The organism is Zhaonella formicivorans (genome assembly GCF_004353525.1).
GTDB lineage: Bacteria > Bacillota > DUOV01 > DUOV01 > Zhaonellaceae > Zhaonella > Zhaonella formicivorans.
The window spans coordinates 2,292,640-2,305,503 of sequence record NZ_CP085524.1; the positions used below are offsets into that span (position 1 = coordinate 2,292,640).

At 46.6% G+C, this 12,864-nt stretch carries 12 protein-coding genes and 2 pseudogenes; 3 read left to right on the forward strand and 11 right to left on the reverse strand.

Going from position 1 to position 12,864, the window contains the following annotated elements:
* Nucleotides 1-214: 214 nt before the first annotated feature.
* From EYS13_RS11165 to EYS13_RS11175, 3 genes are all read right to left on the reverse strand, one after another.
* Nucleotides 215-952, reverse strand: a complete 738-nt coding sequence (locus EYS13_RS11165) for a WecB/TagA/CpsF family glycosyltransferase (RefSeq protein WP_227762498.1) — start codon at nucleotides 950-952, stop codon at nucleotides 215-217.
* A 421-nt stretch (nucleotides 953-1,373) separates the two neighbouring features.
* A complete protein-coding gene (locus EYS13_RS11170; RefSeq protein WP_227762500.1) occupies nucleotides 1,374-2,372 on the reverse strand; it encodes an LCP family protein in 999 nt (332 codons plus the stop codon).
* Nucleotides 2,373-2,958: 586 nt separating this feature from the next.
* On the reverse strand, nucleotides 2,959-3,567 hold the full coding sequence (locus tag EYS13_RS11175; RefSeq protein WP_227762503.1) for a copper amine oxidase N-terminal domain-containing protein: 609 nt from the start codon (nucleotides 3,565-3,567) through the stop codon (nucleotides 2,959-2,961).
* A gap of 587 nt (nucleotides 3,568-4,154) precedes the next feature.
* Here EYS13_RS11175 and EYS13_RS11180 point away from each other — a divergent pair.
* The gene (locus tag EYS13_RS11180; protein ID WP_227762504.1) at nucleotides 4,155-4,316 is read left to right on the forward strand and encodes a hypothetical protein; all 162 of its coding nucleotides are present in this window, start codon (nucleotides 4,155-4,157) and stop codon (nucleotides 4,314-4,316) included.
* Nucleotides 4,317-4,412: 96 nt separating this feature from the next.
* Here the strand turns inward: EYS13_RS11180 and EYS13_RS11185 are convergent, their stop codons facing one another.
* The 7 genes and pseudogenes from EYS13_RS11185 to spoIID all read right to left on the reverse strand — a co-directional run bounded on the left by EYS13_RS11185 (nucleotide 4,413) and on the right by spoIID (nucleotide 11,354).
* Nucleotides 4,413-5,369, reverse strand: a complete 957-nt coding sequence (locus EYS13_RS11185; protein ID WP_227762506.1) for an LCP family protein — start codon at nucleotides 5,367-5,369, stop codon at nucleotides 4,413-4,415.
* Between the two features lie 223 nt (nucleotides 5,370-5,592).
* Nucleotides 5,593-6,621 carry a rod shape-determining protein gene (gene mreB / locus EYS13_RS11190; RefSeq protein WP_227762507.1) on the reverse strand — a complete coding sequence of 343 codons (1,029 nt, stop codon included), beginning with the start codon at nucleotides 6,619-6,621 and terminating at the stop codon, nucleotides 5,593-5,595.
* 172 nt (nucleotides 6,622-6,793) lie between these two features.
* The gene (spoIIID, locus tag EYS13_RS11195) at nucleotides 6,794-7,051 is read right to left on the reverse strand and encodes a sporulation transcriptional regulator SpoIIID (protein WP_227762512.1); all 258 of its coding nucleotides are present in this window, start codon (nucleotides 7,049-7,051) and stop codon (nucleotides 6,794-6,796) included.
* Nucleotides 7,052-7,373: 322 nt separating this feature from the next.
* The gene (locus EYS13_RS11200; protein ID WP_227762513.1) at nucleotides 7,374-8,726 is read right to left on the reverse strand and encodes an ATP-binding protein; all 1,353 of its coding nucleotides are present in this window, start codon (nucleotides 8,724-8,726) and stop codon (nucleotides 7,374-7,376) included.
* 244 nt (nucleotides 8,727-8,970) lie between these two features.
* Nucleotides 8,971-9,084 (reverse strand): annotated as a pseudogene (locus EYS13_RS11205) (sporulation transcriptional regulator SpoIIID); the annotation flags it as partial.
* Nucleotides 9,085-9,223: 139 nt separating this feature from the next.
* Complete coding sequence (locus EYS13_RS11210) at nucleotides 9,224-10,000, reverse strand: M23 family metallopeptidase (RefSeq protein WP_227762514.1); 777 nt, start codon at nucleotides 9,998-10,000, stop codon at nucleotides 9,224-9,226.
* Nucleotides 10,001-10,361: 361 nt separating this feature from the next.
* Nucleotides 10,362-11,354 (reverse strand): stage II sporulation protein D, encoded by a 993-nt coding sequence (gene spoIID / locus EYS13_RS11215; RefSeq protein WP_227762515.1) that lies wholly within the window; start codon nucleotides 11,352-11,354, stop codon nucleotides 10,362-10,364.
* Between the two features lie 372 nt (nucleotides 11,355-11,726).
* Between spoIID and EYS13_RS16575 the strand changes: the two are divergent.
* Together EYS13_RS16575 and EYS13_RS11225 are read left to right on the forward strand one after the other, a co-directional pair.
* Nucleotides 11,727-12,043: pseudogene (locus EYS13_RS16575) on the forward strand (HEPN domain-containing protein).
* Nucleotides 12,022-12,369, forward strand: a complete 348-nt coding sequence (locus EYS13_RS11225) for a nucleotidyltransferase domain-containing protein (RefSeq protein ID WP_227762516.1) — start codon at nucleotides 12,022-12,024, stop codon at nucleotides 12,367-12,369. Before EYS13_RS16575 ends, EYS13_RS11225 begins: the two are co-directional and overlap by 22 nt.
* 59 nt (nucleotides 12,370-12,428) lie before the next feature.
* On the opposite strand, the gene EYS13_RS11230 is transcribed toward EYS13_RS11225, so the two are convergent.
* Nucleotides 12,429-12,863: a hypothetical protein gene (locus EYS13_RS11230; RefSeq protein WP_227762517.1), complete on the reverse strand. Its 435-nt coding sequence runs from the start codon at nucleotides 12,861-12,863 to the stop codon at nucleotides 12,429-12,431.
* Nucleotide 12,864: the final 1 nt, after the last annotated feature.

Here is a 12,864-nt window from a genome sequence, read left to right on the forward strand (position 1 = left end):
CCTTCACTTTTGGTTTTATTGCAATTAACCTAAAGGCAACGTCAGCTGTCAGCTATCAGCTGTCAGCCGTCAGCAATTAAGAAAGATTGCTAAGTCTTAATCGCTCACGGCTAACGCCGTAGTGACTTATGTGATATTTTTCGTTTTCAAAGAACAGATTTCCTTTAGGCAGTAAAGGTTTTAATAAATTTTTAATGTGCATTTACTTTACACACTATTTACTACGCTGTTTTTTTCTGGTTTCTTGCATAATTTTCAGGGCAAATTTGGGCAATGCCAGCATCCTGCCAAAGCGGCGGGGTTCCTTGATGAGCCTGTAGAGCCACTCCAGTTTCATGTTTTGAAATATTTTGGGGGCTCTTTTTACTTTGCCGGCGATGACGTCGAAGCTCCCCCCTACCCCTATGGAGACGGGTACATTCAGTTCCTCCAAATGTTCCCGGATCCAGTACTCCTGCCTGGGAGCACCCAGGGCTACAAAGAGGATGTCGGGGTCTTTGGCCTTGATATCAGCCAAAAGGGCCGGCATTTCATTAGACGGAATAAAGCCGTTTTGGGTTCCCACTATCTTTAAATTTTTATATTTTTGCTTTAAATTTTCGGCAGCCAGCTCCGCTACACCGGGAGCGGCCCCGTAGAGGTAGATTTTCCAACCCTTGACGGCTGCTTCCTTAACTATCTCCAGCATCAAATCGATGCCGGTGACTCTTTCGGGAAGGGGATTGCCGAGTTTTTGCGAGGCCCAGACCACACCGGCTCCGTCGGGCGTTACCAGGTCCGCCGCATTTATTACTTCTTTAAGCTTTGGTTCATGCTGCGCCCGGTAAATTATTTCGGCGTTCAGGGTGATTATATGTCGGTGCTCTCGATTTTTAATGTACTCCTCGACTTTTTCCAGGGCCTGTTGCATTGTCACTTGATCAACTTTGGTCCCCAGGATGTCTACTCTCATAATGTAATACGCACCCCGCTTTTGCTTTCTTGCACTTTTTCGGAAAAAATTTTTAAAACTTTTTCCGAAAACATCTCGGGTCCGTTGTCAGTTGTCAGTTGATAGTTGTTAGTTCTTAGTTGCAAGTATTCTTGTGGGGTCAATTTTCTAGAGATATGCAGCCATCAGCTATCAGCAAGTAGCCTACAGCTATCAGCTATCAGACGGTAGCTTTAAACCGGACAGCGGTATGGGGACACCTCTCATGCATGTAGTATGAACGATGAGGAATGTCCCCAATTATACACTAGAGGAACGGGGACACACCCCGGCTAAGGAACGGGGACACACCCCTATGCAAGATTTATACTTGTTCGGGGAATGTCCCCGATTTAACACTTGTTCGGGGAATGTCCCCGATTAATTCTAGGAATGTCCCCGATTAAAGCTGATTGCCGGCGTCAGAGGTCGTGCTTTCCGAGGATTCGGGTTCGGGCTGCACTTTACCGGTATAGATGTCCACCAGCTTCTTAACCTCTTCTTCGTCAGCCAGCCAGTAGCTGATGCCGCCGATGTATTCCGGTGTCCCCGGCAGCATGGTACCCTCGATAGCCGAGGTATCTGTTTTGCGCATAACATTGGCCAGGGCCAGCATTTCTTTCGTTGACAGATTGGTCTTCACGCTTGCATTTACTTCGCTGACCAGTTTAGGCAGTTTCCAGACAGTGCTGAGTTTAATTGTTTCTTCTGCCAGCTCTTTTAAGAACTTCTGCTGGCGTTTTATCCTGGTGGTATCGTCGCCATCGCTACGGTAGCGGACGTAGCCCAGGGCATCGTGGCCGTTTAACCTCTGCAGGCCGGGCTGCAAATCGATGCCTTCTGCCTTATATAGCATCCGTTTCTCCACATTCATCTCGATGCCGCCTAAGGTATCGATGATCTTCTCGAAGTTCTCAAAGTTTACTTCCACATATTTATCGATATCCACGCCTAATAAATCACTAACTACTTGGGCCGTAAGTTCGGGGCCGCCAAAGGCATGGGAATGGTTGAGTTTTTGTTTGCCGCGCCCGGGGATATCCACCCTGGTATCCCTGGGAATGGATAAAAGCTTGACATCGGGCTTTTTCAGGTCCAGAAAAGCCACTATGATGGTATCGGAACGGGCAGGTTCGTTACCCCGCTGGTCCACTCCCAAAAGCAGCACATTCAGGCGCTTGTCGTCGGGCAGTATTTCTTCGGAAGGCAGTTTTTCACCGCCGGAAGCATAGCTCTTATTTAACCACCACTCGGCAAAGCGGTAGCCGCCGTAAGTAAAGATTGAAAAGACAACAATCAGCATTATTATGGTAGGTATCCAGGGAATACCTTTTTTTCTTTTGATTCTTTTTTTGGGTTGGGACACATCGTACCAGAAATCGCTATCGTAATTGTCAGCCATTTTTAATCACCACCAAGCGCCCTGTAGGGGCGAGTTGTTAGTCACTAAGCCATCAGCTGTCAGCCTTCAGCCGTCAGCTTTCAGCTTTAAGCTTAAGCCTTCTGAGTTGTTAATCGCAAGTACTTCGCTGGAGTAGTCACCAGTCCCTAGTTGCAGGTATTCCTCTTGGGTCAGCGTTAGCCGGCAGCTATTCGAGCCAAGGAACGGGGACACACCCCTATGCAAGATTTATACTTGCTCAGGGAATGTTCCAGAATGAATGCTTGTTCGGGGGATGTCCCCGAATTACTTCTATTTAGGCAGCATCTTATATAGTTATACTTCTATTTATCGCAGATGGCAAGGCTTTTTTAGCTATCAGCGTCAGCCAGCAGCTGTCAGCCTTCAGCTATCAGCTATCAGCTTTCAGCTTTAGTCTACCTTCTTAGTTATTAGCTGTAAGTGTTTCTTCCAGGTCAGTTACCGAGATACAAGGACACACCCTACCCAAGATATATGCTTTTCCGGGGAATATCCCCGAATAAATACTTATCCGGGAATCGCCCCACTTACTTAATATATGAAGATTTTAATGTAACTGAGGAATCTAAGGTGTTATTTTTATGGTTTTGGTCTCCTTTACCCACTCCACTTTGGCGCCGAGGTTTTCGGAAACAAAGCGCAGGGGAACCAGAGTGCGGTTGCTTTTGATAACCGGGGGGGCATCCAGTTCCACAATAGTCCCGTTGACCAGGGCGGCTTTGGAGCCAATTTGCAGTTCAATCCTGTTTTGTCCTGATTCAAAGGACACGGTTTTGGCCTCCCCTACCCAGCCCACTTTGGCGCCCAGGGCCTCGCCAATGAAGGCAAAGGGCAGCATGGTTGTGCCGTTATGTAAATAGGGCGCTGCATCCAGCTGAACTTCCTTTTCCCCTACAAAAGCTGTTTTGCTTCCGATCCGGAGCGTTATTGTTTCTTTTTTGACACTCTTTTGCCCCTTTACTTTTTCTTCCAGCTCAGCTACTTGTACTTTTAATTTATCTATTTCTTGCTGCAGTCCGCTTATGGCGCTATTGATGTAATTGTCCACGTAGCTCTTGGTAACTATAGGGTCGGCATCGCTGCCGGGCAGAGGCTGGTCTGCCACAGCACTGCCTACAGCGTAGCCGAGGATAATCACGGCGAGACTAATTATAAAGAAACGCTTGATATTCATGCGAGTTTCTCCCTTCTATATTTCATCCTTAGTCATTAGTCGTCAGCTATCAGCCAGCAGCCGTCAGCTATCAGCTATCAGCTGTCAGCCATCAGCTTTCAGCCAGCAGCTGTCAGCCAGCAGCCGTCAGCTGTCAGCTTTCAGCCGATTACAGTGTGGTATTCCTCTCTGGTCAGTAAGCCAGTAGTTCAAACTTTATTCTTGTATTGGGTATAAAGACAACCCCTTTTAGGCAATATTAATAATGTCTTCGACAATAGTATTGAATTTCCTGTAAATATTCCTCTGAAATAGTTGGAAAATGGTTTAGAAATAAAGCGCAAAAATTTCTAAAAATTTAGTTAAAAAGTATTGCACTAAATTTCACAATAAGGTATACTGTGATTAAAGAGGAGTATTTTTGTACTAGTAATCATACATGTGGATAGCGGATGATGTAAAAGAATGTACCATATTTCACATGATCATCCATGGGAAATATCTAAAAGAGGAGTATAATTATAAATAAAAAGCTTTATTTTTATACATTAGCATGTACCGTATTTCACATGTATATATTAGGAACAGTTGTCGAAAGGAGGGGCATCATGAGAGGACACCTTAATCTTTTGGAAAGAGAGCGCAACGTCTTACTGGAAAAGTGGACTACCGCCAGAGGGAGCGAAAAGGCTAAGCTCCTGGTGAAAATAATGGATATTGATGAGCAGCTTGAATTAGGAAGGAAAAAAGAAAAGAAGAAAATCGGCTAGGGAAGCTGTCAGCTATCAGCTGTCAGCCATTAGCCAGTAGAAACAAACGCGAGGCGGGTTTCCTCGCGTTATTTTTATGCTCTTTCGAGTCCGTTTTTACCGGGTTATTTCGTAGATGGTGTTTTGCAAGGGGTAGGTCAGGAGTTCGTAGTGTTTTTGGCCGCCGATGAGCTTTGTACGGCCAGGGAGGATGACTTTGGTGATTTTAGTGGTGTCAACTCCCCGGGCAATTTTGTAATGCAGCATGAGGTTTTTAGGGTTGATTTTAAAATCGGTGCTGACATATTTTTTGGCGCTAAAAATAAGCCTGGGCAGGTCAATAAAAAACGTCCCGGGTTTGGTGAATTCCCGCATCAGGGCGCCCAAGATCTCTTGATCTTTGGGCCCTACTTTCATGGTAAAAAGGTCGGCTAAGTTCACCTTTTCCCCGTCGATGTAGATGGGGTCAATGAATTTTTCTATTTCGTCGAAGACGGCTCTCTGGATCAGGATGTGGTAGGCAATGTGCACCTCCATCTCCTTTTCCAGCACCTTTTTTACCCCGCTCACCCCTTCCCGCCGGTATAATTGGGCAAAAGTGTAGCTTTCCCCAGGTACCAGGGAGAAAGTGGGGGTAAAAACAGCTCCCGACTGCATTTTATCCCGGTAGTTAATGCTGTACAGGGAACACATCAGGAGCTTGTCACCGTCCACCCCCAAAAACAGCACATTGAGGTTATTGCTCTGTGTGTTGAGGTGTTTGTTTTCCGGTTCCGGTGTTAACTCCGCCTTGGGTCTGCCCGGTAGCGCTGTAAAGGAGGGGCTTGCCATTTGGTAAACCGGACCAGGGTCCCTATCCAGGGGAAGGTATTCCGGGGAAAGTTCGTAGGCATTTTCTTTTTGCCTGAATTCCCCAGCGTGGGAAAATGTAATCTGAGGGGAAACAGCAGGTTTGCTTTCCGGCTGCCTGAATTTAAGAAACAGCACTTGCGCGGCGATAAAAAGAAAAGCCACTAACACCCCGACGATAACGGGGGCAAGCAGCCGGTTTAGCTTACGGGACTTCTTCAGCATTCTTTCACCTCATACCTGGGGTCAGCCAACAGCTATCAGCCGTCAGCTATCAGCTTTCAGTTGTCGGCCATCAGCTCTTAGCATTCTGTCGTCGGATTTATAATTACTAATGAGCAATGGATACTGGTTCTATAAGTCCACAAAAGCCATACATACAACTAAGGACTTACGACTGAAGCACTACGGTAGGATAGTATAACCTATAAAATTTTCTTTATTCACTTTATATAACTTTTTTCGACAACACGCCGCTTTTCTGCAGGACGTTGAGCATGCTGAGGGCTTTGCCGGTGCCTAACGCCACGCAGGAGATGGCGTCATCGGCCACATAGACGGGTAAGCCTGTCTCCTCCTGGAGCAGGGTGTCCAGGCCGTCTAAAAGGGAGCCGCCGCCGGTCATTACAATGCCTCTGTTTATAATATCGGCGGAAAGTTCGGGCGGGGTCCTTTCCAATACTTCTTTCACCGCCCCTATTACAGCTTCCACCGGCTCAAACAGGGCCTGGTTAGCTTCATCGGAGGTGACCGTAATGGTTTTGGGCAGGCCGCTGACCAAATCCCGGCCCCGGATGTCCATGGAGGTGTTTCCCTTTTTGCCGGCAGGGTAAGCGGTTCCGATCTGGATTTTCATCTCTTCTGCCGTTCTTTCGCCAATCATCAGGTTATACTCCCGGCGGATGTAGCGCACGATGGCCTCATCAAATTTGTCGCCGCCAACCCGCAGGGACTTGGACAAGACCACGCCTCCCAGGGACAGCACCGCCACGTCGGTAGTACCGCCGCCGATGTCCACTACCATGCTGCCGCTGGCTTCCGAAATATCCAAGCCGGCTCCCAATGCAGCGGCGAGGGGTTCTTCGATCAAGTAGGCCTGTTTGGCCCCGGCCTGCAGGGCTGCTTCCCTGACCGCTCTCTCTTCCACTCCGGTCACCCCGGAGGGTATGCAGACCATTACCCGGGGCTTAAAAAGGAATTTTCTGCCGCAGGCCTTATCTATAAAGTAACGGAGCATCCGTTCCGTTGTGTCATAATCTGCAATGACGCCTTCCCGCAACGGGCGAATGGCTACGATATTACCTGGGGTCCGGCCGAGCATCCGGCGGGCTTCCTCGCCTACTGCGATTAACTGCCCGGAGGTCTTATCGATAGCTACTACCGATGGTTCATTCAGGACTATTCCCTTGCCTTTCAGGTAAACAAGTACGCTGGCTGTACCCAAATCTACCCCGATGTCCATCCCAAAACCAAACATTATCCCTGCTCCCTTCCCGAGTATGATTTATGTGAAAAGTATAGCTTGTCCGTTGGCAGAAGCTAAATCACTTTGAGCAGCTGAAAATAAAAAAACAAATATTGTTACAGATGGTAGATTTCGCTACAGCTGTATTTTATTCGCCAAAAAGAGGCAAATTCCTTTTATATCTTTAAGAAACTTCATTTTCTTTGTATTTTTTCCGTGTTGCCTCTCCGCCGCGCAGGTGCCGTTCCGCTTTATTTTGTTCTAAAACGATACGCACTTGGTTGGCCAATCCTTCATTTATCTGCGGTAAGCGTTCTGTTACGTCTTTATGGACGGTACTTTTGCTTACGCCAAATACTGCCGCGGTTTGACGGACAGTAGAGTTGGATTGAATGATATAATTGCTGATATCCAGCACCCTTTGGCGGATATAGTCTTGCATACTCGGGCCTCCCCTTTTTGTATTCTGTTTATTTATATGAGGGGAAGCGTGCAAGTAGAACAGGAAGTGAGCTTTCAGCTATCAGCTGTCAGCCTTCAGCCCATTATGCTATAAAGTAGTGCATTAGGTCAGCTTGCAGCCGTCAGCTATCAGCCTTCTTGTGTTTCTATGGAGTTGGCATAAAAGCAAAAACCGCAGCAAGATGCCAGCAGTACAGCTTGTAGACAAAGCCCGCATATATCATGTATTATTTCGCTCTGGGTGTTCCTTTTACAGGTTCCTTAAATTCAGAAGTAATTGCCTTTTTCAATTTGAACAAGACTTAATTCTTCTCCTGCTGCTTCAACGCCATCCCGATGAGTTTGTCGGCATAATCGGCCATGAACATCGGAATATTCAACAGATCATCGTCCAGCCGCAGATTGTTCAATGAAAAACGGACACGGAGCTTGACCTTGTCACCGTATTTTTCTTTAAACTTCTTCAGGCTTTTGCTTTCGACATTGCTTTCCGATTTAACCTCTACGGGCAAAATATCGTTTTCTCTCTGGATCAGAAAATCCACTTCATACCGGGGATTGTCCATCGTCCAATACCGAGGCATAGCTTCAAACTGGTTTCTCAATGCCTGCAGCACATAATTCTCGCTGAGCGCTCCTTTAAACTCCACAAACAGCCGGTTGCCTTCGCCGAAAGCGGAAGGCGCCAAAAGCGACAGACGGCGCAAGAGCCCCACGTCCACCATATAAAGCTTGAAGGCAGACAAATCGTCATAAGCGGAAATCGGCAGTCCCGGCGCACTGCTGCGGTATATCTTATAAGTCAGGTTGGCATCGCAAAGCCACTGCAATGCATCCTCATATTCTCTGGCCCGGGCGCCTTCCTTGACAACTTTATAGATGAACTTTTTGTTCTCCCTGGCCAGCTGAGAAGGTATTGACTTCCAGATGAGCGATATTTTAGGAAAGTCCTTGGGATCAGGATGCTTGGCAAAGTCCCGTTCGTAGGCCCCCAAAATATTGGACAGCACCTGCTGCATAAGTTCAACATCCCGGTCTTCCGTCCAGGATCTGACAGATTCCGGCATTCCACCTGTAACAAAATACATCTTGAGCTTTTCATAGAGTGGGTTGAAGAAGGCATCCGGAATTGGCTCAATCCTGTCGATGCTGTCCATGTAAGCGGCAAGATTGCCGTCACCATTGGCCATTAAAAATTCAGTAAAGGTCATAGGCCCAATTTCCAAGAAGTCTACTTTGCCTACAGGAAAAGAAGCAGGCTTAGACAAGGCAATGCCCAGAAGAGAACCTGCACAGGCTACATGATAGTGGGGTGTGTTTTCGCAGAAATATTTAAGTGTATTCAGAGCATTAGGACATTCCTGGATCTCATCGAAGACTATGAGTGTGGCCTCCGGCTTATCCGGCTTGATGGTTTGGCCGCTGGCCATCATCAAGTTTTGTAAAATCCGCTCCACATCCTTTGTGTTTTCAAAAAACTGCTTGTATTCCGGGTGTTCATCAAAGTTAAAATACGCAATATTTTCATAATAACGTCTGGCAAATTCTTTAAGCAGCCATGTCTTGCCCACCTGCCGGACACCCTTTAAAATGAGCGGTTTCCGGTGCCTGGAATTTTTCCACTGCAGCAACTCCTGCATGATCAGCCTTTCCACAATACCCACCTCCAAAATATCACATTTTTATACATATTTTGCGTCAGTTTATCACACTTTTATAAATTATTATAACCACATGCCTAATTTTAAGTCAACAGATCACACACATATTAAAACCTGCCTCGCATAAAACAAAGGCAGGTTCTATTAGCAACAGATTCTCTTAGCAATGCGTATCATTTTATCTATCAGGCGGCGTATTCGAACACCCAGTGCAACCGACACCAATTCTTAACACGGTATGGACGGTACTTTTGCTTACGCCAAATACTGCCGCGGTTTGACGGACAGTAGAGTTGGATTGAATGATATAATTGCTGATATCCAGCACCCTTTGGCGGATATAGTCTTGCATACTCGGGCCTCCCCTTTTTGTATTCTGTTTATTTATATGAGGGGAAGCGTGCAAGTAGAACAGGAAGTGAGCTTTCAGCTATCAGCTGTCAGCCTTCAGCCAATTACGCTATAAAGTAGTGCATTAGGTCAGCTGGCTGCTACCGCAGGTATTCAGCCGGATTTACTGCTTTTCCGCTCTTGCGGAGTTCAAAGTGCAGGTGCGATCCCTGGTCCGGTTCGCCGGGGGTTTCGCCTACCAGCCGACCCAGAGTCGTTCCCTGGTCCACCTGCTGCCCTTGCTGCAGTTCGGTCTCCAGCGCACTGTAGACTGTTTGCCAGCCTGCACCGTGGGTAAGAGTAACTTTGTACCCTCCATCGGACAGTTGTTCGACTTTTTCGACCTTACCGGAAAGGGCTGCTTTAACCGGGCTGCCCTTTTGGGCAATAAAGTCCACGCCGGGGTGGAGGCGGTAATCTTCATGCACCTGGGAGTAGACAAAAGCAAATCCCTGTCCGATTTGGCCCTGCACTGGCTGCAGCATGCCGTTTAAATCTGGCTCCTTAGTTTCCTCCTTAACCGGAGCGCTTGCCGGGGCTGCCACCGGTGTTTGTTTGTTTTCCGTTTTTACCGGTGGCTTGAGGGATACCCCAGCCCGCTCCCCGGCAGAGGGTGGATTAATAAAAATTACTTCTGTCTCCTGAGGTGCAGCGGTCTCCAGGTTGTCGGTCTTATAGGCTACAGGCGCCAGCTTGTTTTCCCAGTAGGCAGTGATCCCAAGCACTACAGCGGAAACTATCAAGCCGAAGAATAAGACGTATAAAGGCGGATATAATACCGGCGGTTTCAATTCCTTGAATTTGGGTATGTTCAGATGTAAAAATTTTAAGTTGATGATTTTTTTGTAGCCCTTGAAATCAGGCAGGGGCTTTTGCATAGATATCACCTCTCTGCCTAAAAGTTTTTCCATTATTTACCGAACTTATACCTGCTCTTTGGCCTGTCCGAATAGTTGTTAGTTGCTAGTTGTTAGTTTACTCCACCCGCTTATGAACAAATAACATGAACAAATAAAAAGAGAGTAGGGAGTCTACTCTCGCTAACATCTCACCATGTTATTCTTTCCTCCGTGAAGCGATGCAATTCTTTCATGGCATCTTCTACATTTTGAAAGCGCTCTACCCGCCCTGCTAAAACATCTGCATCGGCTTCACGTTCCCCTTCTTGCCATGAGCGTGTCCAGTACCAATCTTGGTTATCATCATCGGGGGAGGGCTGTAAATATTGGATTTATTTAATTATTTCCCCTTATCGCTTACATATTTTCTCAATTCGGTGCCGGTGTAATAGTGGCTGAGGATCTGCTTGTAGTTCTTGCCTGCTTTAGCCATGGCATTGGCGCCGTACTGGCTCATGCCCACGCCGTGGCCGTAGCCGGTGACGGTAAAGGTGATCTTGTCCCTTTCCGCTTTCCACTCAAATTTGGAGGAATTGAGTCCCAGCCGGCGGCGGAATTCTTCCCCGGAGAAGGTTTTATCCCCCGCCTGGATGGACTTAACCCTGCCGGTGCCTGTCTTTTCCAACACTTTCAGGGTACCCTGGGACCCGCTGTTGATCTTGGCTGCGGGTACTGCTTGCAAGTTGGTGCCCAGCGCTTTGTCCACCTGGGCCAAAGATAAGGTCACTGTAGTTTGAAACTTTGGCGACTCTTTATCCCCAGGGGAGGGAACGCTCTTTAAATAAGGAATGGCAAACTGCCACACATCCTCCGAGTTTTCGGTCCGTCCCACACCGGTGGAATGATAAACAGGGTCAATGAGTTTGCCCTGGTAAACCAGGACAATTCCGGCGGTTTTCTCTACAGCTTCCGCTATTTTTTTATGATTAAGGGCGTACCTCAGTAATCCCCATTTCTTTTTCATTTCCTTTTCCGACAGCCAGCCCTGGCAGTGGCCGGGGTCGGTGCAGACGTCGGCGTCTTGGTGGTGAGGGTTGGGGCTTTTCCTGCTGAGTTGCATCTTTTTTAGGGCATAGGTGCGGGCAGCCACTGCCTGGGCTTTCAGCGCTTCCGGTTCAAAGAGGGCGGGCATTTCGGCGGCCACCACTCCAACCAGGTACTCTTCCAGGGGTATAGTTTCAATTTTTTTAGTGGCATGGTTTAAGACGCGGAGCATAGGACCGGTCGCCTTAACTTTTACTTTTGGGCTTTCACCGTTTAGCACTACCAAGGCCGGGAGGGCGATCAGGGCGAAAATCAGGAGACAAACTACCAGTGCAATTAACCGTTTCACAGGATCAGTCCTTTGCAGAGAGATTGGCCGCCTATCTTGAAAATGGGTTAAAATTTTCCATTCGTTCTGACAGTAGCATAGGTGCCTATTAGCAATCGGCCGTAAGTTTAGCTTGTCTTATTTATAGATATTCTTTTGGGACTGATTTTATGAATCTATTGCCGGCATGAAAATGCGTGACAAAAAATAAAAGCTGCACTGAACCAGTACAGTCTAAGTATAAACAATCAGTCTATTAAACAAAGTAATGTTTGTTTGATCGTGAAACTTTTTAATGCTAAAATATACGTAAAAGGTGGTAAAATATGTATGTTTATTGAGTCCGCCAAATGGATTATACAAGCTGAATATGACCTAGGCACAGCTGAGGACATGTTCAAAGCAGGGCGCTACATATATACAATATTCATGTGCCACTTGGCTGTCGAAAAGCCTTAAAAGCGCTCATCGTTGAGCATACCGGTAATACTCCGCCTCGGAGCCATAACCCTGTATATTTATTTAATTCAGGAAATGCTAAATTATCAGATGAACAGGTTAAATTTATTACACGGCTTAGTTTGGCTGGTGTAGTTACCCGTTACCCAGAAGATCTCGATCAGGCAATCCAAGATTATTCTCAAGAAGTTACTAGTTCTTATCTTAAACAAGCAAAGGAAGTGGTCCAGTGTTTAAAACAGCAGATCTGATAGATGAAACTATTGCTGCATATTTGAAGGCTTTAAATAAAATGGGAGTTACTATCTCCAGTGCTTATTTATACGGTTCACAGGCAGAAGGGACTGCCGACTCAGATAGCGATATTGATCTTATTGTAGTTTCACCTGTATTTTCAAATATGCCTTTATGGCAACGTCTAGAAATTTTAGGAGACGCTCTTGCGGAAGTTATGAAGCCAATTGAAGTAATTGCATATTCGCCAAGTGAATTTGAAATGAAAAAAAATGTTAAAACAAGTTTTTTACATCATATCTTAGCAAAAACTGATACAAAAAAAATTATTCAAAAGCAATAATAAAGTATCTAAGAAAACCGCTGCTATAGCAAAGCAACGGTTTTTTTATTTTATGCGCCTTATCTTTCTTTGAACTTTTCCAGCAGCACTTTGCCCACCTCAGGGCTCTGTTTTAGCACTTTCATCAGGTAAGCGAAGGCGCTGCCTTCATACTCAGGGTGCTCACCCAAAAGGGCCATTTCGAGGGCCATTCTGATGATATTGATCACGCAGTCTTCTTCGTGGTTGTCCTGGCAGTCCTGGCACTGGCCCAAAACTTCTACCAGGGCATCAATCAAATCGTCACGGTAGAAGACCTTATAATCACCGGTGGGAATCAAGGTTGCCCCTTTGCTGATGACTACGGTATTTTTCTTCTGGGTATACTCCAAAGCCATTTTAGCAAAACCGATCAGGCACTTTGACTTGGCGCAGGTACCGCACTCCTCCTCGGTCTTGCAGCATTTATTCACTGCCAGGCTGATTTTCTCCACATCAATATTGCTTGCCGCCATG